The organism is Micromonospora sp. DT31, assembly GCF_049841795.1.
Lineage (GTDB): Bacteria > Actinomycetota > Actinomycetes > Mycobacteriales > Micromonosporaceae > Micromonospora.
Map to the genome: position 1 here is coordinate 57,448 of NZ_JBNCKZ010000005.1, position 25,885 is coordinate 83,332.

22 protein-coding genes are annotated in these 25,885 nt (G+C 71.4%); 12 read left to right on the forward strand and 10 right to left on the reverse strand.

The window, feature by feature from the left end; genetic code table 11:
- Positions 1-41: 41 nt before the first annotated feature.
- From rplI to rpsF, 4 genes are all read right to left on the reverse strand, one after another.
- Positions 42-488, reverse strand: a complete 447-nt coding sequence (gene rplI / locus ACLQ2X_RS10590) for a 50S ribosomal protein L9 (RefSeq protein WP_425680808.1) — start codon at positions 486-488, stop codon at positions 42-44.
- A 14-nt stretch (positions 489-502) separates the two neighbouring features.
- On the reverse strand, positions 503-742 hold the full coding sequence (rpsR, locus tag ACLQ2X_RS10595; RefSeq protein WP_425681074.1) for a 30S ribosomal protein S18: 240 nt from the start codon (positions 740-742) through the stop codon (positions 503-505).
- Positions 743-783: 41 nt separating this feature from the next.
- Entirely contained in the window at positions 784-1,305 is a 522-nt protein-coding gene (locus ACLQ2X_RS10600; RefSeq protein ID WP_425680809.1) for a single-stranded DNA-binding protein, read from the reverse strand.
- Between the two features lie 98 nt (positions 1,306-1,403).
- Entirely contained in the window at positions 1,404-1,694 is a 291-nt protein-coding gene (gene rpsF, locus ACLQ2X_RS10605; protein WP_120328341.1) for a 30S ribosomal protein S6, read from the reverse strand.
- Between the two features lie 635 nt (positions 1,695-2,329).
- On the opposite strand from rpsF, the gene ACLQ2X_RS10610 reads away from it, so the two are divergent.
- Together ACLQ2X_RS10610 and ACLQ2X_RS10615 are read left to right on the forward strand one after the other, a co-directional pair.
- The gene (locus tag ACLQ2X_RS10610; protein WP_425680810.1) at positions 2,330-3,112 is read left to right on the forward strand and encodes a deoxyribonuclease IV; all 783 of its coding nucleotides are present in this window, start codon (positions 2,330-2,332) and stop codon (positions 3,110-3,112) included.
- Positions 3,109-5,106 (forward strand): hypothetical protein, encoded by a 1,998-nt coding sequence (locus tag ACLQ2X_RS10615; protein ID WP_425680811.1) that lies wholly within the window; start codon positions 3,109-3,111, stop codon positions 5,104-5,106. Before ACLQ2X_RS10610 ends, ACLQ2X_RS10615 begins: the two co-directional genes overlap by 4 nt.
- A 10-nt stretch (positions 5,107-5,116) precedes the next feature.
- Here ACLQ2X_RS10615 and ACLQ2X_RS10620 read toward each other — a convergent pair whose 3' ends face one another.
- From ACLQ2X_RS10620 to ACLQ2X_RS10630, 3 genes are all read right to left on the reverse strand, one after another.
- Positions 5,117-6,700: a glycosyltransferase family 87 protein gene (locus ACLQ2X_RS10620; protein WP_425680812.1), complete on the reverse strand. Its 1,584-nt coding sequence runs from the start codon at positions 6,698-6,700 to the stop codon at positions 5,117-5,119.
- 123 nt (positions 6,701-6,823) lie between these two features.
- Entirely contained in the window at positions 6,824-9,625 is a 2,802-nt protein-coding gene (locus ACLQ2X_RS10625; RefSeq protein WP_425680813.1) for a transglycosylase domain-containing protein, read from the reverse strand.
- A 194-nt stretch (positions 9,626-9,819) separates the two neighbouring features.
- Positions 9,820-10,266, reverse strand: a complete 447-nt coding sequence (locus ACLQ2X_RS10630; RefSeq protein ID WP_425680814.1) for a DUF5318 domain-containing protein — start codon at positions 10,264-10,266, stop codon at positions 9,820-9,822.
- Positions 10,267-10,439: 173 nt separating this feature from the next.
- On the opposite strand from ACLQ2X_RS10630, the gene ACLQ2X_RS10635 reads away from it, so the two are divergent.
- Positions 10,440-11,078, forward strand: a complete 639-nt coding sequence (locus tag ACLQ2X_RS10635; protein WP_425680815.1) for a PadR family transcriptional regulator — start codon at positions 10,440-10,442, stop codon at positions 11,076-11,078.
- A 23-nt stretch (positions 11,079-11,101) separates the two neighbouring features.
- Positions 11,102-12,181 (forward strand): inositol-3-phosphate synthase, encoded by a 1,080-nt coding sequence (locus tag ACLQ2X_RS10640; protein ID WP_425680816.1) that lies wholly within the window; start codon positions 11,102-11,104, stop codon positions 12,179-12,181.
- Between the two features lie 65 nt (positions 12,182-12,246).
- Here the strand turns inward: ACLQ2X_RS10640 and ACLQ2X_RS10645 are convergent, their stop codons facing one another.
- The gene (locus ACLQ2X_RS10645; protein WP_425680817.1) at positions 12,247-12,726 is read right to left on the reverse strand and encodes a methylated-DNA--[protein]-cysteine S-methyltransferase; all 480 of its coding nucleotides are present in this window, start codon (positions 12,724-12,726) and stop codon (positions 12,247-12,249) included.
- Between the two features lie 67 nt (positions 12,727-12,793).
- Here ACLQ2X_RS10645 and ACLQ2X_RS10650 point away from each other — a divergent pair, with 67 nt between their 5' ends.
- The 4 genes from ACLQ2X_RS10650 to ACLQ2X_RS10665 are packed head-to-tail and all read left to right on the forward strand — an operon-like array spanning position 12,794 to position 16,520.
- On the forward strand, positions 12,794-13,300 hold the full coding sequence (locus ACLQ2X_RS10650; RefSeq protein ID WP_425680818.1) for a SigE family RNA polymerase sigma factor: 507 nt from the start codon (positions 12,794-12,796) through the stop codon (positions 13,298-13,300).
- Positions 13,297-14,400, forward strand: coding sequence for a TolB family protein (locus ACLQ2X_RS10655; RefSeq protein ID WP_425680819.1), 1,104 nt, complete (start codon positions 13,297-13,299; stop codon positions 14,398-14,400). The genes ACLQ2X_RS10650 and ACLQ2X_RS10655 overlap by 4 nt, the downstream gene beginning before the upstream one ends.
- A 26-nt stretch (positions 14,401-14,426) precedes the next feature.
- Positions 14,427-14,969 (forward strand): hypothetical protein, encoded by a 543-nt coding sequence (locus tag ACLQ2X_RS10660; protein WP_425680820.1) that lies wholly within the window; start codon positions 14,427-14,429, stop codon positions 14,967-14,969.
- Between the two features lie 24 nt (positions 14,970-14,993).
- Complete coding sequence (locus ACLQ2X_RS10665) at positions 14,994-16,520, forward strand: flotillin family protein (protein WP_425680821.1); 1,527 nt, start codon at positions 14,994-14,996, stop codon at positions 16,518-16,520.
- 85 nt (positions 16,521-16,605) lie between these two features.
- Here ACLQ2X_RS10665 and ACLQ2X_RS10670 read toward each other — a convergent pair whose 3' ends face one another.
- Positions 16,606-18,651, reverse strand: coding sequence for a S8 family serine peptidase (locus tag ACLQ2X_RS10670; RefSeq protein ID WP_425680822.1), 2,046 nt, complete (start codon positions 18,649-18,651; stop codon positions 16,606-16,608).
- A 181-nt stretch (positions 18,652-18,832) separates the two neighbouring features.
- Complete coding sequence (locus tag ACLQ2X_RS10675) at positions 18,833-20,287, reverse strand: CCA tRNA nucleotidyltransferase (RefSeq protein ID WP_425680823.1); 1,455 nt, start codon at positions 20,285-20,287, stop codon at positions 18,833-18,835.
- A gap of 131 nt (positions 20,288-20,418) precedes the next feature.
- On the opposite strand from ACLQ2X_RS10675, the gene murJ reads away from it, so the two are divergent.
- The 4 genes from murJ (at position 20,419) to ACLQ2X_RS10695 (ending at position 25,862) form a co-directional block, all read left to right on the forward strand.
- The gene (murJ, locus tag ACLQ2X_RS10680) at positions 20,419-22,161 is read left to right on the forward strand and encodes a murein biosynthesis integral membrane protein MurJ (RefSeq protein ID WP_425680824.1); all 1,743 of its coding nucleotides are present in this window, start codon (positions 20,419-20,421) and stop codon (positions 22,159-22,161) included.
- 410 nt (positions 22,162-22,571) lie between these two features.
- Positions 22,572-24,176, forward strand: a complete 1,605-nt coding sequence (locus ACLQ2X_RS10685) for a protein kinase family protein (protein ID WP_425680825.1) — start codon at positions 22,572-22,574, stop codon at positions 24,174-24,176.
- Between the two features lie 37 nt (positions 24,177-24,213).
- Positions 24,214-24,909 (forward strand): RNA polymerase sigma factor SigM, encoded by a 696-nt coding sequence (gene sigM / locus ACLQ2X_RS10690; RefSeq protein ID WP_425680826.1) that lies wholly within the window; start codon positions 24,214-24,216, stop codon positions 24,907-24,909.
- A complete protein-coding gene (locus ACLQ2X_RS10695; RefSeq protein ID WP_425680827.1) occupies positions 24,906-25,862 on the forward strand; it encodes a hypothetical protein in 957 nt (318 codons plus the stop codon). The genes sigM and ACLQ2X_RS10695 overlap by 4 nt, the downstream gene beginning before the upstream one ends.
- The last annotated feature ends 23 nt before the right edge of the window (positions 25,863-25,885 follow it).

A 25,885-nucleotide genomic window follows, 5' to 3' on the forward strand; every position in this document is an offset into this window, starting at 1 on the left:
CACCGGTGTCCGGTGCAGGCCCTTCGGTCGTCGTGCCGGTGTCAGTCCTTGACCACGTTCAGGTTGAACTTGGCGGTCACCTCGGGGTGCAGCCGGATGCTGACCGGGTATGCGCCGAGCGCCTTGATGTGGCTGGGCAGTTCCAGCCGGCGGCGGTCCAGGACCGGGCCGCCGGCGGCCTTGACGGCGTCGACGATCTCGGCCGGAGTGACCGAGCCGAAGAGCCGCCCGCCGTCGCCGGCGCGGGCCTTCAGGTTGACCTTGAGACCTTCGACCTGGCCCTTGACCTCGTTGGCGTGGTCCAGGTCGCGGATCTCGCGGGCCGCGCGGGCCCGCTTGATGACCGTGACCTGCTTCTCCGCGCCCTTGGTCCAGGCGATCGCGAAGCCCTGCGGCAGCAGGTAGTTACGGCCGAAGCCGTCCTTCACCTCGACGATGTCGCCCGGAGAGCCGAGGCCGGACACCTCCTGAGTCAGGATGATCTTCATGTCCGTGCCTCCTCTCAGCGAGCCGTGGCCGTGTACGGCAGGAGCGCCATCTCACGGGCGTTCTTGACCGCACGGGCGATCTGCCGCTGCTGCTGCGAGGTAACGCCGGTCACCCGTCGAGCGCGGATCTTGCCGCGGTCGGAGATGAACTTGCGCAGCAACGCGGTGTCCTTGTAATCGATATAGGCGATCCCGTCCTTGTCGAGCGGGTTCACCTTCTTCTTCGGCTTGCGCAGTGCCGCAGCCTTGGCCATTGCTCTTGCTCCTGGTTTGCGATCGCGGGTGCTCGACGCCATCAGAACGGGGGCTCCTCGTCAAAGTTGCCGCCGCCCGAACCAGCGCGGGAGGGGGCCGGGGCAGCCGAAGCCCAGGGGTCGTCGAAGTTGCCTCCGCCGCCACCCTGGCCGCCGCCGCCACCACCACCACCGAATCCGCCGCCACCGCCGCCGGACCGGGACATCTTCTGCACCTTCGCCGTGGCGTAGCGCAGGGACGGGCCGATCTCGTCGACCTCCAGCTCGATGACGGTGCGCTTCTCACCCTCGCGGGTCTCGTACGACCGCTGACGCAGCCGGCCGGACACGATCACCCGGGCGCCGCGCTGAAGCGACTCGGCGACGTTCTCGGCGGCCTGGCGCCAGACCGTGCACGAGAGGAACAGCGGCTCGCCGTCCTTCCACTCGCCGGACGCCTTTTCCATGAACCGGGGCGTCGAAGCGACCCGGAACTTGGCGACCGCCGCGCCGGAGGGGGTGAACCGCAACTCGGGGTCATCGGTCAGGTTGCCGATGACCGTGATGGTGGTGTCTCCTGCCATGACCATCTCCTCGCACACTCATCGTTGTGTCGTACAGGCTCTCAGAGCCCTCCGACAACGCGGATGAGGCTTGATCCGGACGTGTCGGGTCTAGATGCTCAGCGCATCTCCGGGCGAATGACCTTGGTGCGCAGCACCGACTCGTTGAGTCGAAGCTGACGGTCCAGCTCGGCTACGGCCTCCGGCGTCGCCTGGAGGTCGATGACGGCGTAGATACCCTCGGCCTTTTTGTTGATCTCGTACGCGAGGCGCCGGCGGCCCCACACGTCGGTCTTCTCCACCGAGCCACCCGCGGTCCGGATCACGTTCAGGTACGTGTCGAGCGACGGGGCGACGGTGCGCTCCTCGAGGCTGGGATCGAGGATCACCATGACTTCATAGTGACGCAAGACGTGCTCACCTCCTGTGGGCTAAGCGGCCACGGTCCTTCCGTGGCAGGAGGTCGTGCGTCGTCGCCCGCCCGATGCCGGGGGAACCCGGCCGGACGCGGACAACCTGACCAGAATAGCCGGTCCGGACGATCATGGCCGGGCCGGAGGGTCGGGAGGGTCGGGGACGGGCGACAGGGGCCCACCTCCGGCGGTGCGAGCCGGAAGGTGGACCCCTGTCCACGGGGCCGCGGGGCGTCCCGTCCGCATTCCTTGGGTGGGACCTGGGGAGGAACGACCACACCGATGAGGTTGGATCGAAGACGCCCCGCGGAGCTTTATAGTGTTGTCGCCTGGTCTGACCATACAACGGCTCTCGTCACCACTTGGGGGAATTGAGGGATTCGCCCCCTGGACCACCATCGTTGCGGATGACGAGCGGATCCCGCCCCGTCGTGCCGGGCCGCACGGCGGGGCGTCCCGTCTCCGGGTGCCGACCCTCGCCCGCAAGTGCTGTGGACCACGTGCGGGCGGAGCGTCGACCATCGATCCCACCTCGGACAACGAACGCCCGGCCGGGTGGTGACGCGGGGCACGTCACCACCCCACGCGCGCGCCCGCGCGGAGCGTCGGCGGTGCGACGTAGGCTGCCACCCATGCGAATCGGAGCCCACGTCGATCCGACCGACCCGCTGGCCGAGGCCGTCGCCCGGGACGCCGAAGCGGCCCAGTTCTTCCTCGCCGACCCGCAGGGCTGGAAGGCCCCGAAGCCGCGGGAGGACGCCGAACGCCTGCGCGACGCCGACGTCGATCTCTACGTCCACGCGCCATACGTGATCAACGTGGCCACGCTCAACAACCGCATCCGTATTCCCAGCCGCAAGCTGCTGCTGAGCCATGCCGCCGCCGCCGCGTCGGTCGGGGCCAGAGGGCTGATCGTGCACGGCGGTCACGTCAACGCCGGCGACGACCTCGCCGTCGGCTTCGACAACTGGCGCAAGACCTTCGCCTACGCGGCGGACTCCGGCGGCTTCCCGCTGCCGGTGCTGATCGAGAACACCGCCGGTGGCGACAACGCCTGCGCCCGGCACCTGGACTCGCTGGCCCGTCTCTGGGACGCGCTCGGGGACCACGAGGTCGGCTTCTGCCTCGACACCTGTCACGCCTACGCCGGTGGCGAGGAGTTGCTGGGAGTGGTCGACCGGGTGAAGGCGATCACCGGCCGGATCGACCTGATCCACGCGAACAACTCCAAGGGCGCCTTCAACTCCGGTCAGGACAGGCACGACAACCTCACCGGCGGCACCATCGACCCCGAACTGCTGGTGGCGGTGATCCGCGCGGCCGGCGCCCCGGTGATCGTGGAGACCCCCGGCGGCGCCGACGGCCAGGCCGCCGACATCGCCTTCCTGCGCGACCAACTGGGCACGACGGCATGACCACCGAGCAGTCCGGCGCGACCGGTCGCCGGCCCGACGCCGCCATCCGTCCGGACGGCGACGCCTCGGCGGACCGGCCGGACGCCGACCCGGCGGAGACGACCGGGGCGGCATCCGAGGACGGCTCGCCCGGGGAGCGCGCGACCACGGCCGACGACGCGGCGCCGACCGGCGACGGGACGGGCGACGGCAAGGACCGGGCCGACGGTACGGACGACGGCGAGCCCTCCGATCCATGGTCCGCGTTCGGGCCGGCACCCGAGCCGGTCCTCGGGCGGGTCCGTCGGGCCGCCCGCTCGGTGGGCCGGTTCCTGGTGCACGAGTGGACGCTCGCGGTCTTCGCCGCGCTGGCGCTCGCCGCCGCGATGACCTGGCCCACCCTGCGCTATCCGCGTCACACGCTGCCGCAGGACTACTGGGACCCGAGCCTCCAGGCGTGGCAGATGGCATGGTCCGGGCACGCCCTGCGCACCGACCCGGGGACGCTCTGGCAGTCGAACACGTTCTTCCCGGAGAGTTGGAGCTTCGCCTTCTCCGACACCCTGCTCGGATACACCCCGGCCGGTCTGATCGGGGTCGGCCCGGAGCACGCCGTGCTGCGCTACAACATCATGTTCGTGCTGGCCCACGCGCTCGCCGCGTTCGGGGCGTACGCGCTGGCCCGGCAGCTCGGCGCGGGCCGGATCGGCGGCGCGGTGGCCGGCGCGAGTTTCGCCTACGCGCCGTGGCTCCTGGCCCAGGCCGGGCACCTGCACGTCATCTCCAACGGCGGCATCCCGCTGGCGCTGGCCATGCTGGCCCGGGGGCACGGCTGGTCGCTGCGCCACGGCTACCGGCCACGCCGCCGGCACGCCGGCTGGGCGTTCACCGGGTGGCTGGTCGCCGCGTGGCAGCTCAGTCTGGGGTTCGGCATCGGGCTGCCGTTCGCGTACGCGCTGGCCGGGATCGGCCTGGTCTCGGTGGTGCTGTGGTTCGTACGGCGGCGCCGGGTGAAGCGTCCGTTCGGCCGGCGGCTGTTCCTGGCCGACGTGTTCGGCGCGCTCGCTTTCGCCGCCGTGGGCGCGGCGCTGGCGGTGCCCTACTTCAAGGTCGCCGAGCTGCATCCGAACGCGGAGCGGACGCTCGGTGAGATCGTGCTCTACTCGCCGCCCCCGAGCGGGTTCTTCACCGCGCCCGCCGAGTCCCGGGTCTGGGGTGGGCTGCACGAGGGTGCTCGTGCCGTGCTGCCCTGGCATCCGGAGATGACGCTGCTGCCGGGCTTCGTGCTCTACGCGCTCGCCGCCGGTGGCCTGTTCTTCTCGGTCTGGCGGGTCCGGCACCGGCTCTTCCTGCTCGCCGGGGTGCTGGTGACGATGGCCCTGGCGATGGGCACCCGGTTCTTCGGCGGCACCTTCACCTACGTGCCGCTCTTCGAGCACCTGCCGGGCTGGAGCGGGCTGCGGACGCCGGGGCGGATGATGCTCTGGACCACCCTGCTGCTGGGCCTACTCGCGGCCGGCGCGCTCACCGCGTTCTGCATGCGGGTACGCGAGCTGGCCGCCGAGCGGGTACCGCCGTGGCCGGGCCCGTGGCTGCGGCTGGCCACCCTGCTGCCGCTGCTGCTGGTGCTGGCGGAGGGCCTGAACGTCACCCCGCATCCGGTGGTGCCGCAGCAGCCGGCGGTGATGCGCAGCGTGGACGGTCCGCTGCTGGTGCTGCCGAGCAGCCAGAACCTCGACCAGCCGGTGATGCTCTGGTCCACCGACCGGTTCCAGCGGATGGTCAACGGCGGCAGCGGCTTCACACCGAAATCCCAGGCCGACATCCGTGAGGCCACGGTCGGTTTCCCCGACGCCACGAGCGTCGCATATCTGCGGCAGGTCGGGGTCCGCAACGTGGTGGTGCTCCGGGACCGGCTCGGTGGCACCCCGTGGGAGAGGATGCTCGACCGGCCGGTGGACGCCCCCGGGGTGACCCGGGAGCAGATCGGCGACGCGGTCGTGTTCCGGCTCTAGAGCCGGTCGCTCAGGTGGGGACGGGTTCGACGGGACGGTCGACGGCGACGCCGGATCGCCAGCGTTGGTGCCAGGGCGCGTCGGGCGCACCGTCGAGCACCCCGCCGTCCGGGTCGTCCGCGTAGGTCTGCCGGACCGCGTCGTGCTCGGGTCGGAGGATGTCCCGGATCACGAAGCCGCAGAGCACCACCACCGTGACCAGGCGCAGGCTGGCCGCGAGCACGAAGACGCCCTCGGGGAAGACCGGCCGGGACGTGGCGGCGCCGAGCAGTTCGCCGTAGAACGCGGCGAAGTAGGCGACCTCGGCGAACTGCCAAGCCAGGAACGCGCCCCAGCGGGGCCGGGCGAGCACGACGAGCGGCAGCAGCCAGAGCACGAACTGCTGCGACCAGACCTTGCTGAAGATGAGGAACGCGGCGACCACCAGGAACGCGAGCTGGGCCAGCCGTGGGCGGCGTGGGGCGAGCAACGCCAGCGCGGCCACCCCGAGGCAGGCCAGACCGAAGAGCAGGTACGACAACCAGTTGAGGGTGGGGATGTTCGCGTTGAGCCATTCGAACGGCCCGAGTTCACCGGGTGCGGACGGGCTGATCCGCCCGTCGAGGTAGCGGCCGATGTACCAGAGCGTGCCCCAGTCGATGGGGCGGGTGGTGTTCAGTTCGAAGAAGCGCCCCCAGCTTTCCGGATAGAGCTCATACGTCGGCCAGTTGACCAGGACGAGCGTCGCCAGCGCGGCGGCCGTGGTGATCAGCCCGGCCAGGAACCGGCCGGCCCGCAACGAGAGGACCAGGATCGGGCCGAGGAGGAACAGCGGCCACATCTTCGCGGCCCCACCGAGCCCGATAAGGACACCCGCCACCGCGGACAGCGGCATGCCGTACCGGTAGGGGCGGGTGCGCGCCCAGGCCCACAGGCCGAACGCGGCGAGGCCGACGGCGAGCAGGTCCCAATTGACGGTGGCGGTGAGCACGAGGGCCGGGGACAGCGCGAACAACGCCGCGTCCCAGGGTCGTCGACGGCGCAGGCTGAGGATGACCGCCACGGTGGCGACGGCGAGCGCCCCGAGCACCAGCGCGTTGACGTTGTAGAACCACTGCGCCTGGTTGATGCCCAGGTTGTCGGTGCCGAGGGCGTGCACGGGGAGACCGAGCGCGCCCATGAAGTAGCCGGTCAGCACCGGGTATTCCACCGGGTGGTCGGCGTAGGGCACCTTGCCCTCGTTGAGTCCTTCGGCGTAGTAGAGCGCCAGCACGTCGGTGTAGCACATCCGGGTGTACTGCACGTTGTTCTGCCAGGCGCCGTCCTGGCAGGGGGACTTCTGCACCCAGTGCAGCGCGAGCGTCAGGCAGACAAGGGCGAGCACGATCCGCGCGGCGGTCCAGAAGCGACCTTCCCGCCCGGCGGGGCGGTCCAGGGCGGCGGCGTGGTCGCCGAGCGGCCCGCCGATCAGGCCGGACGCGCCGCGGACGAACCAGTCCGAGCGGGACGGGTGGTCCACGGTGGCACCGGGTTGTGGCGTAGCCCCGGCGGGGCCGGCCCCGGATCGGCCGTCGGAGCCATGCTCGTCGATGCCTGCGGTCGACTGGGTGCTCATGGAGAGGAATCCTGCCGTACTCCGGGGGGTCGCGTCCCGCCGTGGGGGGAGAAAATTCCGGTCCGCGAAACACGGCGGCGGCCGGGCCGCTCGGGTCCGGCCGCCGCCGTCAGCTGGTGCGCGTCAGTTCGTCTGTCGGGTCGGTGGTGTGCTCGGCAGCAGCCCGCCACCACCGCCACCGCCAGGGTTGCCCCCACCACCGGGGTTACCGCCGCCACCGGGATTGCCACCGCCACCAGGCGTGCCGCCGCCACCGGGGTTGCCACCGCCACCCGGGGTGCCGCCGGGGCAGAACAGGCCGAGTGGGTCGCAGGTGGGCCCGCCCGGCTGGCCGGGCGCGGGAGTCGGCGGAGGCGGAGCCTCACCATTGCCGGCATCGTCCTTGCCGACGTTCGCGGCGGGCGGGAACTCCTCCTTGTCCTTGCCCTTGAGCGCATCGTTCATGAAGCGCTGGAAGATCTCGCCGGGCATCTTCGCACCGCTGATGTCATCGCCGTCGTCGTCCTTGATCGCCTTGCGGTTCCCGAGGTTGCCGACCCACACGGCGGTGGCGAGTTGCGGCGTGTAGCCGATCATCCAGGCGTCACCGTTGCGGGTGCTCTTGTCGCCGAGCTCCCAGGTGCCGGTCTTCTCGGCGGCCTGGCGACCGTCGGCCAGGCGGCGGCTCACCTGGCCCGGGTACTGCTTCAGCACCGAGGTGACGTCGGCGACGATGTCCTTGTCGATCCGTTTCTGGGGCTGGAGCCGCTCGCCGCCGACGGTGTCCCACTTGCCGGTGTCCGGGTTCTGCTTCTGCACCAGCTTCACGAAGTGCGCCTTGTTGTAGGTGCCCTGGTTGGCGAAGGTGGCGACGCCGTTGGCGTGGTCGAGCACGGTGATCGGGTACTGGCCGTAGCCGATGACGTGGAAGAACGGGTTGGGCGCCAGGTCCTTCGGGTCGGCCTTGGTCAGGTCGTGCGCCTTGGCCGGGTTGGTGTCGGTCTGCCACATGGTGGTGACGCCGGCCTGCTTGGCCATGTCGAGCACCTTGTCCGGGCCGATCTGCTCGGTGATGTAGTAGAACGGCACGTTCAGCGACTTCAGGGTCGACAGTTCGAGCGTGCAGGAGTCGCCGCAGGAGACCTTGTCCGCGCCGGCGTTGCTCACCTTGAACTTGGTGTCCTTCGGGGTGAACGCCGAGGCCTTCCACCGGGACTTCAGCGAGATGCCCTCCTTGAGCGCCGCCGCGAGCGTGTAGATCTTGAAGCTCGAGCCGGGTGAGTGGCCGCCGCTGACCACACCGTTGTCGACGTTCTTCCCGGCGTAGTCGGTGCCGGTGCCGTTGTCGCCGCCGTAGTAGGCGCGCACCCCGCCGGTCTTCGGGTCGATCGCCACCACGGCGGCCATCAGGTTGTCTGGCTGCCCTTCGAGCGCGGAGCCCTTCTTGGCACGCTGGGCCGCCTCGAGCGCCGCCTCCTGCATCTTCTTGTCGATCGTCGTGGTGATCTTGTAGCCGCCGCGGCTCAACGCCTTGGCGCAGAGCGGCTTCGCCTCGGTCGCCTCGGCCTCGCTGTCAGTGCAGAGCTTCATCTCGCGCAGTTCCTGCGAGACGTAGTTGACGATGTTGCCGTACGGCGTGTTGACGCCGAAGCTGCCGGCGCTGTTCTTCGACGGCTTCTCGATCTTCTTCGGGTATTCCGTCGGGTGCGCCGGCATGTTCGGCGCGTCCAGCCACTTCTCGGTGATCATGCCGTTGATCACGTAGTTCCACCGGTCCAGCGCGGCCGGCGGGTTGATCGCCGGGTCGTAGCCCTGGTGGGTGGCGCTCGGCTCCGGCTGCTTGATCAGCGCGGCCAGCACCGCGGCCTCCGCCACGTTCAGCTTGTCGACGGGCTTCTTGAAGTAGGTCTGCGACGCCGCCCCGATGCCGTACGCGCCCCGGCCGAAGTAGATGACGTTCAGGTAGTGCTGCATGATCACGCGCTTGTCGTACTTGTCGTTCAGCTTGGAGGCGAGGATCGCCTCCTTCACCTTGCGGCCGTACGTGTCCTGGTTGAGGTTGTCGAACGCGTTGCGCGCGTACTGCTGGGTGATGGTCGAGGCACCCTGCTTGTCGCCGCCGCTGAGGTTGTTCCAGGCGGCCCGGGCGATGCCCTTGTAGTCGACGCCGGAGTGCCGGTAGAAGTTCCGGTCCTCCGCCGCGGCGACGGCGTGCTGGACGTGATCCGGGATCTGGTCGATCGTCACCAACTGGCGGTTCTGGTCGCCGATCCGGGCGATGGGGTTCTTGCCGGTGGAGTCGTAGATCGTCGTGGACAGCGGCGGGATGGTGTCCTCGGGCAGCGGCACCTGCTGCGAATACCAGGTGAAGCTGACCACACCGATGCCGGTGAGCATGATGAACACGGCGAAGCCGGCGATCAGCATGTTGACCCGGCGCCGCTTCTTCGCCGCGGCCGGGTTGCCACCCCGGCGACCACGGCCGGGGCCGTTCGGGCCGTTCGGGCCGCCGGGGCCACCACCGCCACCGGAGAAGCCGGGCACGGCGGCCCGCCCGCCCACCGCTGCCGAGCCGACACTCGCCCGCCCGGCGCCCACCGAGGCGCGCCCGGCCGGAGCGGCCGGGGAGATCGGGACGGACGCCCGCCCGGCACCCGCGCGCCCGGACACTCCGGGTGCCGGCGAGACGGGCACGGATGCCCGGCCCGCGCCGGCACGACCGACCGACGCCGAGCCGGCGGCCCCGCGCGGTGCCGGTGCGACGCCGCCGACGGAGGCTCGGCCGCCGGTGCCACGCGGTGTCACCGATGCGCGGGCCGAGGCGCCGCCCTCGGGGGCGCCGCCGGACCAACCACTCCCGCGCGGACCCGCCTCGGAGCCCGGGTCACCGTGGGGCCCCGGGATCTGGGCCCGCCCACGCGAAGAACTGGGATCGCCGTAGTTCATTCCTCACACCCTGCCGGTCGCGGTGGGGCGCGAGGGCGCCGCCACCGGGTTGCCGTGAGTTGGAACACGAGACGCTAGCCGCCGAGAACGTCGGCGTGCGTTCGCCAAATCCGATTTATTCGGACTAATTGCGCTTAATGACTGCCGCTCGCATCGCCCGTGGAACGGGGCCACCGCGGTCGGGACAGCCAGTTTCACCGTTGCGCCTCTCGCCTTCGCCGAAAGGTGGAGCCGTTGGCCGCGGCCGAGTCCGACGCGTCCTCCACCTCGCCCGCGAGACCGTCCCGGCCGAGCAGGAACTGCTCGACGAGATGGTTCCAGTCACAGCCGAGGCAGACCTCCACCACGAACACCTGGAACTCACGCAGCGTCATGGCCAGGACGGGCAATTCCGCCCGGGTGCGCGCCTGGCCGGCGGACTGCCTAAGTTCGTCACCGTAAATGTAGTGGACGTGGATGAGGTTCTCGCTCCGGCAGACCGGGCAACGGTCGTCGGTCTGCTCACCGTGGAAGCGGGCGGCGTTCTTCAGGTACGGCGAGGCGTCGCAGACGTCGTACGTGCCGACCCGGCCGGTGAGGAGTTCACGCAGCACTGCCCGCTTCTGGAGCGAGTAGTCGACGACCTGGCGCTGCGTACGCATGCGCCAAAGGGTACGCGCTCCGTCGGACCCAGGCGACCATGGTCACCATCGGTGACGAGCGCGTGGCGCAACCCGGGGTTTGCCGGACTCTCCCGCCTCGGCTAACGTGCGATGTATCGGTTCGATACATCGCGGCAGGCAAGCCCGCGCCTGCGGGAAAGAAGGGATGGCCCGTGCTCGAGTTCGCCATCCTCGGCCTCCTGCAGGAAGCTCCGATGCACGGCTACGAGCTGCGCAAGGAGTTGACCGCCAAGCTCGGCGCCATCCGGGCGGCGATCAGCTACGGCTCGCTCTACCCGACCCTGCGCCGGCTGCAGGCGGCGGGATGGATCACCGAAGCTGCCGAGACGCCCGCGACCGCCGACGAGATTCCCGCGCTGACCAGCCGACGCGGTCGGGTGGTCTACACCATTACCGCGGAGGGCAAGGAACGCTTCGCCGAGCTGATAGCGCAGGCTGGACCCGAGACGTACGACGACACGGGCTTCGGCGTGCACTTCGCGTTCTTCGCCCGGACCGACCAGGCCACCCGGCTCCGGATCCTGGAAGGTCGTCGTCGAAAGATCGAGGAACGTCGCGAGGGTCTTCGTGACGTGCTCGGCCGGGCGGCCGAGCGGCTCGACGCGTACACCCTGGAACTGCAACGCCACGGGCTCGACGCCTGTGAGCGCGAGGTCCGCTGGCTGGAGGAGCTCATCGCCAACGAGCGCTCCGGCCGGGCCCCGTCCGACCCGCGAACCGGGACGGCCGGCGGCCGAGGAGACAACGACAGCCCGCCCACGCCTGGAACGTCCAGGACAGAGCGGCCGTGATGAAGAAGAAGGAGGCAGACGCTATGGGCTCCGTCCGCGTCGCCATCGTCGGTGTGGGTAACTGCGCCTCGTCCCTCGTACAGGGCGTGGAGTACTACCGGAACGCCGACCCGAACGACCGCGTCCCGGGTCTCATGCACGTCACCTTCGGCGACTACCACGTCTCGGACGTGAAGTTCGTCGCGGCGTTCGACGTGGACGCCAAGAAGGTGGGCATGGACCTCGCGGAGGCGATCGTTGCCAGCGAGAACAACACGATCAAGCTGTGCGACGTGGCGCCGACCGGCGTCAGCGTGCAGCGCGGCCCGACCTTCGACGGTCTCGGCCAGTACTACCGTGAGATGGTCGAGGAGTCGGACCGCGAGCCGGTCGACGTGGTCCAGGCGCTGCGCGAGGCGCAGGTCGACGTGGTCGTCTCCTACCTGCCGGTGGGCTCCGAGCAGGCCGACAAGTTCTACGCCCAGGCCGCGATCGACGCCGGCTGCGCGTTCGTCAACGCCCTGCCGGTCTTCATCGCCTCCGACCCGGAGTGGGCGCAGAAGTTCACCGACGCCGGCCTGCCGATCGTCGGCGACGACATCAAGAGCCAGGTCGGCGCCACCATCGTGCACCGCGCCCTGGCGAAGCTCTTCGAGGACCGCGGGGTCGAGCTGCTGCGCACGTACCAGCTCAACTTCGGCGGCAACATGGACTTCATGAACATGCTGGAGCGCAACCGCCTGGTCTCGAAGAAGATCTCGAAGACCCAGTCGGTGACCTCCCAGATCCCGCACGAGATGAGCAAGAGCGACGTGCACATCGGCCCGTCCGACCACGTGCCGTGGCTGGACGACCGCAAGTGGGCGTACATCCGCCTGGAGGGCCGCTCCTTCGGTGACACCCCGCTCAACGCGGAGCTGAAGCTCGAGGTGTGGGACTCGCCGAACTCGGCCGGTGTCATCATCGACGCCGTCCGCGCCGCGAAGATCGCGCTGGACCGGAAGATCGGCGGCCCGATCCTCTCCGCCTCCTCGTACTTCATGAAGTCCCCGCCGGAGCAGTACGCCGACCACGACGCGCACGCCGCCGTCGAGGCGTTCATCGCCGGCGACATCGAGCGCTGACACGCGTCACACGAGCACCGAAGAAGGCCGGGTCCACACGGACCCGGCCTTCTTCTCGCGGTACGTCAGGACCAGGCGCGCCGCAGCGCCACGGACGCCTCCAGTTCCAGCAGCGTCACCTTGCGCGGCAACCCGCCCCCGAAGCCCACCAGCTTGGCGCCCGCGCCGACGATCCGGTGACACGGCACGATCACCGGCACCGGGTTGCGGTTGCAGGCCACCCCGACCGCCCGGGCCGCGCCCGGCTCGCCGAGCGCCCGGGCCACCTCGCCGTAGGTGGTCGTCTCCCCGTACGGGATGCGGATCATCTCCCGCCAGACCGCGCGCTCGAACTCCGAACCCCGCTGCGCCGACACCGGCACGGTGAACTCGGTCAGGTCGCCGGCGAAGTACGCCCGCAGCTCCGCCACGGCCAGCCGGCCCACCTCGTCGACCGGCTCGTCGGTGGCCGACGCCACCCGCCCGAAGTGCGCGCCGCACACGGCGTCGGCGTCGGTGCCGACGGAGAACTCCCCGATCGGCGAGTCGAGCACGGTCCAGCGCATGTCGGCCATTGTCGCGCGGCGGGCAAACTTTCTCCCGCCCCGGGCGTCTGAGACACGGAGGTGCACGGTGGCGGAGGTCGACGGCGAGTTCACCGCGTTCGTCAACGAGCGGGGAGCGGCGCTGCTGCGGGTGGCGTACGCGCTGGCCGGCAACCAGCACGCGGCGGAGGATCTGCTCCAGAACGCGCTGGCCAAGGCGTACGCCCGGTGGCCCCGGATCCGCGGCGACGCGGAGCCGTACGTGAAACGGATCCTGTACCACGACCAGGTGTCGGGCTGGCGGCGCGGTCGGCGCGCCGAGGTGCCGGTGGCCGACCTGCCGGAGCGGCCGACCCCGGGTGAGGACAGCGACCTGCGGCTGCTGCTGAGGGACGCGCTGCGGGCACTGCCACCGCGCCAGCGCGCCGTGCTGACACTGCGTTACCTGGAGGACCTGAGCGTCGAGGAGACCGCCAGACTGCTCGGCTGCCGGGCCGGCACGGTGGCCAGCCAGAGCGCCAAGGCGCTGGCCCGGCTCCGGCAGCTCGTGCCGGCGCTCGACGAGCTGCCCACCCAGCCGGAGGTGACCCGATGAGCAGACCGCTTGACGAGACGCTCCGGAGGGCCGTACGCGATCTCGCCGATGACGCCGCGCCCGCGCCGGACCTGGCGCTGCGGGCGCTCGGCCGGGGCCGCCGGCTGCGCCGTCGCCGGCGGGTCGGCACCGTCGCGGTGGTCGCGGTGGTCGCGGCGGTCGCGGCGGCTGTGCCGTTCGTGTTGCTGCGCCCTCATCCCGCCCCGCCGCCGACCACACCGCCGGTCACCGCCACCCCGTCGCCGCTGGTCCGGGCGGCACCCGATCCGGACTGGGCGGACGGCCCGCTGGTGCTGCCCGGCGGCTGGGTGGTGACCAGCCTGCTCCAGAGAGGCGGGGCGGACCGGAATTCGTACCTGCTCGATCGGGGACGCGGCCGCTACTTCGCCAACGGCCGCTACGACGTCGTGCTGCCCGCGCCCGCCGGCTCGCTGGTCGCGGTCTGGGACGACGACCGGGCACGCCAGGTCGGGCTCGTCGACCTGGCCCGAGGCACGACCCGCTGGTACGAGCCGGGACGCGCACTCGGATGGCCGAGCTGGTCGCCGGACGGCCGCAGCCTGCTGTTCACCAGCGGACGGGTCGATCACTTCGGTTTCGTCGTCCTCGACGCCGACGGCACCACGCGCTCCTTCACCGTCGACACCGTCCGGTTCCTCTGCACCGACCACTGCTTCTTCGTCTGGAGTCCGGACGGACGGGAGGTGCTGCTCCAGCAGACCGACCCCTTTCGCTCCCGGTCCGAGTCGGCCCGGCACCCACGACACGGCGTCCAGTTCTTCGCCGCCGACAGCGGCCGGCCGACCCGGTTCGCGCCGATGCCCGGCGACCCGGCCGGGCCGTGGGCCTGGTCACCGGACGGGAAGCTGGTGGTGGTCCAGGGACAGAAGGAGCCGCTGCTGGTGGAGACGGCGACCGGCCGGGTGGTCAACACACTGCCCGCCGCCGACGCCGTCTGGGCCGGCGACGACCGCCTCCTCTACCGGCGGCCCAACGGGTACCGGGAGTTCGTGTTCGCCGACACCACCGGCCGCGAACTCGTGCGTCAGCCGTTCCCGGCGGGATTCTCGTCGGCGGAGGTGACGATCGCGCCTGGCTGACCGACCGCTGGACCTTCGCTTAGTCGATGTTGCGCGATGTCGATACCGTGCAGGTCATGGCCACCGGGACGCTCATTTTCCTGATCATCGGTGGAATCGGCGTCGGCGTCCTGACGCTCGCCCTGCTCGGCTCGGGAGTGCTGCACCTCGGCCAACCGGACGTCGACGGGCCGGTGTCGCTGGAGGCGGTCGCCGGGTTCACCGGGGCGTTCGGCTTCGGCGGCGCGATCGTCAACGAGATGCTCGGCGGGCGTACCCCCGGGATGATCGCGGCGGCGGTGGCCGGTGGCGCGCTCGCCGCCGTGCCCACCGCGTGGCTGGCCGCCCGGCTGAGCCGTGCGGCCCGCAACATGCGCACCGACGCCACCCCCACGCGGGACCATCTGGCCGGCGCGATCGGCCTGGTGGTCACCCCGATCCCCGGCAACGGTTACGGCGAGGTCCGGGTCCACCTCGCCGGACAGCCGGTGAAGCTCAACGCCCGGGCCGACCGGCCGATCCCGGTCGGTACCCGGATCTTCGTGGTCGAAGCACTGAGCGAGACCAGCGTGCACGTCGAGACCTACTGACACCTCGGACAGACAGGAACCCCCATGCCCCTACTCGTCGCCCTCGGCGGCGCGGTCCTCCTCGCCGTCGTCCTCGTCCTCTTCGTGCTCTCCCGGATCAAGGTGGCCGGGCCGAACCAGGCGTTCATCGTCACCGGCCGCAAGGGCCGGACCACCCAGTCCGCCGACGGAGCCCGGTCCACCGACATGTCCGGGCAGAAGGTCGTGCTCGGTGCCTCGGTCTTCGTGCTGCCGGTGGTGCAGAAGCTCCAGTCGCTCGACCTGTCCAGCCGCCGGATCGACGTCAGCATCCGCGGCGCGGTCAGCAAGCAGGGCATCCGGACCGAACTGCACGGCGTCGCCATCGTGAAGGTCGGCGGTACCGAGGACGCGATCCGGGCCGCCGCCCAGCGCTTCCTGAACCAGCAGGAGGAGATCGACAACTTCACCCGGGAGGTGCTGGCCGGCGCGCTGCGCTCGATCGTCGGCCGGCTCACCGTCGAGGAGATCATCCGGGACCGGGCGGCGTTCGCCAGTGCGGTCGCCGAAGAGGCCGAGCACTCGATGACCAACCAGGGCCTGGTCCTGGACACGTTCCAGCTCCAGGACATCTCGGCTGAGGGCTCCTACCTGCAGGACCTGGGTCGTCCCGAGGCCGCCCGGGTGCTCAAGGACGCGGCCATCGCCGAGGCGCGGGCCCGGCAGCAGGCCGAGCAGGAGCGGCTGCTCGCCGAGGAGGCGATCGCCGAGGCGAACCGGAACCTGTCGCTCAAGCAGGCCGGTATCCAGGCCGAGATCGACGCGGCGAAGGCCAGGTCGGCGGCGTCCGGCCCGCTCGCCCAGGCCGAGCGGGACCAGGCCATCCTCTCCGAGCAGCAGAAGGTGGCCGAGCGCAACGCCGAACTGAAGCAGCGCCAGCTCGACACGGAGGTGCGCAAGCCCGCCGACGCCGCCCGGTACAAGGTGGAGCAGGAGGCCGAGGCCGCCCGCAACGCGGCGGTGCTGCGCGCCGACGCCGAGCGGCAGGCCACCATCGCCGCCGCCCAGGCCGTCGCCGAGCAGTCCCGACTCACCGGTGAGGGCGAGCGGGCCCGACGCGCCGCGCTGGCCGAGGCGAACGCGATCGAAGGTGCCAAGGAAGGTGAGGCGGAGCAGCGCCGCCGTACCGCGATCGCCGACGCGATCGAGCGGGAGGGCCAGGCGGAGGCCGCGGCCATCCTGGCCCGGGGGCAGGCGGAGGCCGAAGCGATGGGCCGCAAGGCCGAGGCGTTCGCCGCGTACGGCGAAGCGGCCGTGCTGGACCTGCTGGTGAAGGTGCTGCCCGAGGTGGTCGGCGCGGCCAGCGCCCCGATCGGCGCGATCGACAAGATGACGGTGATCTCCACCGACGGGGCGTCGTCGCTGACCAAGTCGGTGGCCGGCAACGTCGCCCAGGGCCTCCAGCTCGGCAGCGACCTGACCGGCATCGACCTGGCCGGCCTGCTGGCCCGGCTGGGCAGCGCCAGCACCAACGGCACCGGCCCGGTGGACGGTAAGAAGACAGTGGACGGCAGCAGCACCGTCACCTCGTGACGGGCGGCACCGTCACCTCGTGACGACGACGGCGCCCGCCGGTTCCCCTCGGGGAGCCGGCGGGCGCCGTCGTTCTCGGTACGGGTCAGATCACGGCGATGACGAACTTCTCGCCGGTGCCGAGACCCAGGGTCGGGCTCTCCCAGTCGGGGATGCGGCTGGCGATGAGCTCGCTGGCGCCGGTGGCGCCGGCGGTGACCGCCTTCTGGTTGACGGAGGCGTACAGGTAGACGGAGCCGTCGGCGTTGTAGTCGAGGAAGCCCAGGCCCTCCCACGCGCCGATCGAGGCGCCCCGGGCGATCAGCGGCTTCGCCCCGGCGCTGTCCGCCGTCACGAACTTGCCGTTGACCAGTGCCTTCAGCCCGAAGGTGCCGTAGCCGTCACCGACGTTGACCAGCTCGTACTTCTCCCAGGCGCCGACGGTCGCGGAACGGGCGATCAGCGGCTTCGTGCCGCCGTTCTCCGCGGTCACGAACTTGCCGTTGGCCAGGGACTTGATCCCCACCACCGGAGCCGACGCGTCGAAGTCGAACTTCTCCGCGTTGCCGATGCTGGTCTTGCTCGCGATAAGCGGGGAGGTGGTGCTCGGCGCGGTGACGTACCGGCCGTTGACCACCGCCTTAAGGCTGATCGTGCCGTCGGTGTTGTCGATGACCTGGAACTTCTCCCACGCTCCGATGGCCGCGGAACGGGCGATCAGCGGCTTCGCCCCGGCGCTCTCCGCCGTCACGAACTTGTTGTTGACCCGGGCACGCAGACCGAAGAGGCCGTCGCCGGCGTCGACCACGTCGAACTTCTCCCAGGCGCCGACGGTGGTGCCGCGGGCCACCAGCGGCTTCGTCCCGCTGCTGTCCGCGGTGACGTACCGGCCGTTGACCCGTGCCTTGAGCCCGTAGGAACCGCGGGCCGTGGGGACCGTGCCGATGTGCAGCAGCCGGTCGAGTGAGCCCATGCTGTCGTGCACGGCGCCGCCGACGCCGGTGGTGACGACCGCATCACGCACCTGCTGCGGCGACCAACCCGGGTTCTCCTCCAGCAGCAGCGCGGCCGCGCCCGCCACGTGCGGGGACGCCATCGAGGTGCCGCTCAACGACTCGGTGCCGGCGCTGGTGCCGGCCTTCGCCGAGACGATGCTCGTGCCCGGCGCGAACGTGTCCAGGCAGCGCCCGTAGTTGGAGAACCAGGCCCGCATGTCCAGCCGATCGGTCGCGCCGACCGTGATGGCGGCGGGCACGCTGGCCGGCGAGGAGGCGCAGGCGTCCTGCATGCTGTTCCCGGCCGCCACCGCGTAGGTGAGGCCGGCGGTGATGGAGCGGCTCACCGCGTCGTTGACCGCCCGGTCGACGACGTCGACGCCGAGGCTCATGTTGACCACGGCCGGTGAGGTGGCCTTGCCGGTGACCCAGTCGATGCCGGCGACCACCTGCTCGGTGGTGCCCGAGCCCGAGCAGTCGAGCACCCGGACGGCCACCAGCTTGACGTCCTTGGCCACGCCGTACGTCGTGCCGCCGATGGTTCCGGCGACGTGCGTGCCGTGCCCGTCGCAGTCCTGCGCGACGTCGTCCTGCTCGACGGCGTCGTACCCGTTCTCGGCCCGGCCACCGAAGTCCTGGTGGTCGATGTCGATGCCGGTGTCGATGACGTACGCGGTCACCCCGGCGCCGGTCGCCGAGTAGGTGTACTTGCCGTCGGTCCTGGTCCGGCCCTGGTCGATCCGGTCCAGGCCCCACGGCGGGTTGGTCTGGGTGTCGGTGGCCTTCCAGCGCTGGACCTGCTGGACGTACGCGACGCCCGGGTCGGCGGCGAGGCGCTCGGCCTGCCGACGATCCATGCTGGCGGAGTAGCCGTGCAGCGCCTTGCCGAAGACCCGGCGGACGGTGCCGCCGTGCTTCTCGGCGAGCGTCGATGCGGTGGCCTTCACCTTGGCGGGGGACGCCTTGCCGTCCTTGAGGACGACGATGTAGCGACCGGAAACCGCCTCGGGCGCCTCCGCGCCGAGAACCGAGGCGCGTTTGGGACTGGCCGGATCGGCCATGGCCGCGCCGCCGGTGGCGACGCCGATGACGGAGGTTACGGAGGTGAGGGCGAGGCCCACCACCGCGGAGCGGCGCAGAGCGCCGGATCGTGACACCGAACTGTCTCCCCGTGTCCAACGACCGTCCCTGATGGACGGGCGGATGAGGTCAACGCAGCCGCTGCCGTCGATGCGGGTGGCTGGTGACGACCATCATCATGCGGCAGACATCGATCTGATGTCGTCCGCTTTTCGGTCGATACGCCGCCGTGTCGGCGTCGGGTTTCCGGCAGACGACTCAGTCGACGATGCCCTCGGCGCGCGCCCAGCGCAGCAACTCCACCTCGGCCACGTCCCGATCCAGCGGCCCGCGCTCCAGACGCAGCTCCTTGAGGTGCTGCCAGGCGCGACCGACCACCGGGCCGGGCGGCACACCGAGCAGCTCCATGATCGCGTTGCCGTCCAGGTCGGGGCGGACCCGGGCCAGGTCCTCCTCGGCGGCGATCCGGGAGATCCGCTCCTCCAGCGCGTCGTAGTCGGCGGCGAGCTGGGCCGCCTTGCGCCGGTTGCGGGTCGTGCAGTCGGAACGGGTCAGCTTGTGCAGCCGGGACAGCAGGTCACCGGCGTCGGTGACGTACCGGCGCACCGCCGAGTCGGTCCACTCGCCCCGGCCGTACCCGTAGAAGCGCAGGTGCAGCCCGACCAGCCTGACCACCTGGGAGGTGATCTCCTTGGAGTAGCGCATCGCCTTCATCCGGGCCTTGGTCAACCGGGCGCCGACCACCTCGTGGTGGTGGAAGCTGACCCGGCCGTCCCCGCCGACCGCCTTGGTGGCCGGCTTGCCGACGTCGTGCATCAGCGCGGCCATCCGCAGCACGAAGTCGCAGCCGTCCTCCTCCATCGACACGGCGTTGCTCACCACGGTGAGCGTGTGCTCGTAGACGTCCTTGTGCTGGGCGTGCTCGTCGATGGTGAGCTTCAGGCCGGTCAGCTCGGGCAGGAAGCGCTCGGCCAGTCCGGTGTCGACGAGCAACCGCAGCCCGGTCACCGGGTCGGCGCCGCAGAGCAGCTTGGTGAACTCGTCCCGGATCCGCTCGGCGGTGATCCGGTCCAGGTCGGTCGCCATCCCGGCCATCGCCGCGCGGACGCCCGGGTGGACGGCGAAGCGGAGCTGGGCGGCGAACCGGGCCGCCCGCAGCATCCGCAGGGGATCGTCGCGGAACGACTCCTGCGGCGTGCCGGGAGTACGGATGATCTTCGCGGCCAGGTCGGCGAGCCCGCCGTGCGGGTCGGTGAACCGGTGCTCGGGCAGGCTGACCGCCATCGCGTTGACCGTGAAGTCGCGGCGCTTCAGGTCTTCGACCAGGCTGGTGCCGTAGCGCACCACCGGGTTGCGGCTCACCTGGTCGTAGACCTCGGCCCGGAACGTGGTGATCTCCAGGTTGAGACCGTCGCGCTGGCAGGCGATGGTGCCGAACTCACGCCCGGTCTCCCAGATCGACTCGGCCCAGCCCCGGATGACCTTGACGGTCTCGTCCGGGTGGGCGTCGGTGCAGAAGTCGAGGTCGTTTCCGAGCCGGCCGAGCAGCGCGTCCCGGACGGATCCCCCCACCAGGTGCAGCTCGTGACCGGCCCGCGCGAAGCGCCGACCCAGCTCGTCGGCCACCGGGGAGACGCGGAGCAGTTCGGCGACGGCGTTGCGCTGCGCGGCGGTCAACTCGCGGCGATCAGCGGAGGCGGAGGCTTCGGACATGGGATCGCCAGCCTATCGGGCCGGGGGTGGATCGACCGCGCCGGGCGCGGGTAACCGGCGGAGGTTGACTAAGGTTCCGGTTGTGCGGGGCCGGCCGGGCCCGGTTCCGACGTACCCCTGGAGGCGGGCAGATGGGCGGCGGGCTCTACCGCAGCGCGAACGCGCACGGCGGCGACCGGCCGCCGGACGACGGCGCGACCTTCATCTCGGCCGATCCGCTGAACCAGCCGGGCGTCGAGGCCGTCGCACCGCCGCAGGAGGTGGCCGCCGAGGCCAGCGCCGCGACGAACAGCGCGGTCATGGCCATCGGCAGCCTGGTCAGCCGGGGTACGGGTTTCATCCGCAACCTGATGATCGGCGCCGCGCTCGGCGGCGCGCTCGTCGGTGACGCCTTCACCACCGCGATCTTCCTGCCGAACCAGGTCTACGAGTTCCTGCTCGGTGGCGTGCTCACCAGCGTGCTGATTCCGGTGCTGGTCCGGCGGCGCAAGTCGGATCCGGACCGGGGTGAGGCGTACTCCCAGCGGTTGCTCACGCTTGCCGTGCTGGCCCTCGCCGCCACCGCGCTGATCGCGATGATCGGCGCGCCGGTGCTGACCGCCATCTACGCCGGCGGCAAGGACCAGGACTACCGGGGCCTGGTCACCGGCCTGTCGTACCTGATGTTGCCGATGCTGTTCTTCACCGGCGTGAGCGCGCTGATCGCCGCGGTGCTGAACACCCGGGGGCACTTCGCCGCACCGATGTGGGCGCCGATCCTGAACAACCTGGTGGTCATCGGCGTCTGCGGGCTCTACATCGCGGTCTTCGGCGCGAAGATCATCGAGCCGGGCGAGATGGGCTGGGACCGGATCCTGCTGATCGGTGGGGGCACGCTGCTCGGCGTCGCGGTCCAGACCGCCGGGCTGCTGCCCGCTTTGCGCAAGGTCGGCTTCCGGTGGAAGTGGCGGTTCGACTTCCGGGCGCTCGGCCTGGGTGAGCTGGCCCGGCTCGGCGGCTGGATGTTCTGCTACGTCGGGGTCAACCAGCTCGGCCTCTTCGTGGTGGTAAACCTCCTCACCCGGGCCGCCGGCGGGAACAACGCCGGTCTGCTGATCTACAACAACGTCTTCCTGCTGCTGATGATGGCGCACGGCATCATCGCGGTCTCGATCATCACCGCGTTGATGCCCCGGATGAGCGCGGCCGCCGCCGAGGGCCGGTTCGGCGACGTCACCGCCGACCTGTCCCGGGGCACCCGGATGGTCACCGCGGTGCTGGCCCCGATCGCGGTCTGCTACGCGGTGCTCGCCGCACCGATCTCCGTGGTGGTGTTCCGCTACGGCGCCTTCACCGGCGACAACGCGGTGGCCACCTCGACAGTGCTGCTGGTCGCGGCGCTCGGTCTGGTGCCGTTCGCGGTCAGCCAGCTCTTCACGTTCGCGTTCTACGCGCTGCCGGACACCCGCACCCCCGCCCTGATCAACATCCCGGTGGTGATCCTGCGGGTGCTGCTTCAGGTGGGCCTGTTCCTGATCTTCTCGAACACGTTCGCGGCGGCCGGGATGATGCTCGGCAACGCCGTGTCTTACCTGGCTGCCGCGATCATCTCGGCGATGCTCCTGCGCCCCCGGGTGGGCCGGATCGGGCTGGGGCAGATCATGCGGACCCTCGGCCGGGTGGTGGTCGCCGCGCTCGGCGCCGCGCTGGTCGGGGTGCTCGTGGTCGCGGTGCTGCCCGGCGACCCGGCGGAGCTGAGCCGGCTGGCCGCCGCGGTCCAACTGGTGATCGGCGGGGCCGCGATCGGCGGCACCTACCTGGGGCTGGCCATGCTGCTGCGGATCGGTGAGATCACCGAGGTGGTGGGGATGGTCCGGCGACGGCTCGGGCGCTGAGCCGTCGATGACGGACGGTGAACGAGGATCACCAGCCTGGGGATACGGCTGTGGATAACTCGGAAATCCGCCGTCCACCTGGCCTCTCGGCCTGTGGACAACCAACCGTAAGGACGAGGGTGCGCAGGCCGGGGCGGGGAAACCCCCGACCGTTCACCCCGGAGCGCCCCTGTGCGGTCGTGTCGCCGTGAACCTCTAGATTGGCGGTACGCGTCCGGCTCGTCCGCCGGGTGGCGCGGTGGACCCGCGTCGGGTCCCGTGGCGACTGGCCTACCGCCGGTCGGGGCGGGAAGATGACATGTCGGAGAACCGGGCATCCCGGGTAAGGTCGCTCTCGACGGGTACGACCGGGCCGACACGGGTGTCGACGCCGGCCGACCGGTTCCACCGAAGGCAGAGCGGAAAGCCACATGCCCAGCAACACGGGTCCATCGATCGACGCGATCACCGAGGGAGGACGGGTGACCCAGGTCGGCGAGGGTCAGGACGCGGAGGAGACCTCTCCTGCGGTCGCGACCGTCGGTGCTCCCACGGTTGGTGAGCTGCTCGCCGAGCGGTACGAACTGGTCGAGCACATCAACAACGACAGCGCCGGCCGGCTGGTCTGGCGCGGCGTCGACGTGGTGCTGCGCCGTCCCGTCGCGGTGATCCTCCGTTACCCGGGTGGCGACTCCGCCACCGAGATGCTCCAGGCCGCGGTCGCCGCGAGCCGCGTCATCCACCCCAACCTGGTGGGCGTCTACGACGCGATCGACGAGGACGACCGGGCCTATGTGGTCCGCGAGTGGGTGGACGGGCAGTCGCTGCGCGAGATGGTCGCCGCCGACGGAGCGCTGGACCCGGCGCGGGCCACCGCCATCGGCAACGCCGTCGCGAGCGCCCTCGCCGCGGTGCACGCCACAGGCATGGTGCACGGCAACGTCCATCCCGGCACCGTGATGATCAGTGACGACGGCCGGGTGGTGCTGGCCGACGCGCGCACCGACGGGGCGGACAGCCAGGAGAACGACCTGCGCGCGGTCGGCGGGGTGCTCTACTTCGCGCTGACCGGGCACTGGCCGCACCGCGAGGCCCCGCTGCACGGCGCCACGGCCGGGCACGGTCGCGCCGCGCTGCCGGACGCCGTGCGGGACGCCGCCGGCGCCATCGCGGCCCCCCGGCAGATGCGCGCCGGCGTCCCCGCCTACCTCGACGACCTCACCATGGACCTGCTGGACCGGGAGATCGCCCCGCCGTCGTCGGACGTGCTGTCGGCCGAGCTGAGCCGGCTCGACATCCCGGCCGACGAGCAGTTCCTGGAGCAGGCCGGCCCGCTGCGCTTCACCGCCGAGCCCGGCGAGGAGCCGTCGCCGCTGGCCGCGGCCGGTGGACGCAGGGTGGCCCTGGGGATCGCCGGCCTGCTGGCCGTGGCCCTGGTCGGGCTGCTCATCGGGGTGAACGCGCTCGGTGGCAGCAGCGGCGACGAGAAGGAGCCGGTGGCCCAGCCGACCAACAGCGCGCCGGCCCCCGGCGGCAGTGAGCCCCCCGCGCAGGTCCGCAAGCTCAGCATCGTCGACGTCCGGATCATCGACCCGGACGGTGACCGGGCCGAGGTGCGCGACGCCGAGAAGGTCATCGACGACGACGACGACGCGGGCTGGGAAACCAACACCTACCGGACGAACGCCAAGTTCGGCGGCATCAAGAGGGGCATGGGCATCTGGATCGACCTGGGCGCCCCGCACTCGGTCAAGCAGCTGGAGGCGACCCTGTCGGCCACCGGTGCGACGGTCGAGCTGCGCACCGGCACGCGCGGTGACTTCCCGTCCAGTTCCGCCGGTGACAAGCAGCTCGTCAACGCCTACTCGACGAAGATCGGCCAGCCGAACGAGAACGGCGGCACCAAGATGATCTTCGATGGGTTCGAGGCCGAGCAGAAGTACCAGTACATCCTCTTCTGGATCACCAAGCTGCCGGCCAAGGACAGCGAAAAATGGAAGCTCGCGGTCCAGGAGATCACGGTCCAGGGCTCGTGACCCGGCCGCCGCGACCGTCGCGCCACCGCCGCCGGGCATGGTGACGGTGGACGGCGACGGCGGTTCCGACCTGGACCTGCTCCGCGCCCACGTGGCCGGCGACCGGGACGCCTTCAACACGTTGTTCCGCCGGCACCGCGACCGGTTGTGGGCGGTGGCGCTGCGCACCATCGGCGACCGTGAGGACGCCGCCGACGCGCTTCAGGACGCCATGCTGTCGGCGCACCGCGCCGCCGCCCGGTTCCGGGGCGACTCGGCGGTCACCACCTGGCTGCACCGCATCGTGGTGAACGCCTGCCTGGACCGGATGCGGCGCCGGCAGACCCACGCCACCGTCCCACTGCCCGACGGCATGCACACCGACGGTGAACCGGGACGCCACACCGGCGGGGTCGAACCGGCCGCGCCGGCCCGGGACCACGACACCGCGCTGGTGATCCGCCAGGCGCTCGCGGCGCTGCCGGCCGAGCAACGGGCCGCGCTGGTCCTGGTGGACGTGCAGGGCTATCCGGTGGCCGAGGTCGCCCGCATACTCGGCGTCGCCGAGGGGACGGTGAAGAGTCGGTGCGCCCGGGGCCGCGCGCGGCTCGCCGTGCTTCTGGGTCACCTGCGGACCGGCTCCGACGACCCGGCCGACGTGCCGCAGCTCACCTTGGGGAACCGTCGACGGCCCGAGGGCGTCGGATCCACGTCGGGATCTCCCCGTCAGGCCGTCAGCCAGGAGGAGCCGTGAGTCCCCGGGAGTTCAGCGAGGTCGACCACGACCTGCTCGCCGACTACCTCGGCGGGGCGCTGGGCGGCACCCCCGAGCAGACCACCGTGGCCCGCCTGGTCGAGCAGGACCCGGCGTGGCGCGAGGCGTACGCCACGCTCGGCGAGGCCGTCGACCTGGTGCACGCCGACCTGGCCGACTGGGCCATGACGCCGGCGCCGGAAATGCCCGCCGCGGTGGCCGACCGGATCACGGCCGCGCTCGCCGGCGCCGGCCCCGCCCCGGCGGCCGACCCCGCACCACCACGCGACGGCAGGCCGGCCGTACCGGCGCAGGTCGGCCGGCCCACCCGCCCGCCCGGTACGGCATCCGGCCCGGCCCGGGCCGGCGGACCCGGACGTCGCTCCCGGCGTTGGTCTCGGCTCGCCGGGCCGGTCGCCCTCGCCGCGGCGTCCGTCGCCGCGGTGGGTCTCGGCGTCGGACAGCTGGCGGATCGGGGTGACGGCGGTGCCGCCGACACCGTCGAGGAGGCGGCACCGATGGTCGCCGCGCCGTACCGCACCACCGGGCCGGCCCAGCGCAGCGGCACCGACTGGACGCCCGACCGCCTCGCCGGTGGCCGGGCCACCGCCGACTCCTCGGTGTCGCCGGACATGGGCGCGCCCTCCGGCGGGTCGGGCGACGGCGCGGAGACCCCGCTGTCCGGCGAGAAGAACCGCCTGAAGGCCGGCACCGGAGTGGATCGGCTGACCCGGCCCGAGACGCTCGCCGCCTGCCTGACCGCTGTCGGCGCGGAGCACGGGGCCACGCCGCTCACCGTCGACCTGGTGGACTTCGCCCGTTTCCAGGGCGTTCCCGCGCTGGTCGTGACGTTCGTCGACGCCGGTGGTGCCCGCTGGGCCTGGGTGAGCGGCCCGGAGTGCGGCGTACCCGGGTCCGGCGCGGACACCCGGTTCCGCACGCGGGTAGGGTGAAACCACGGTCAGCGGGCATGTCC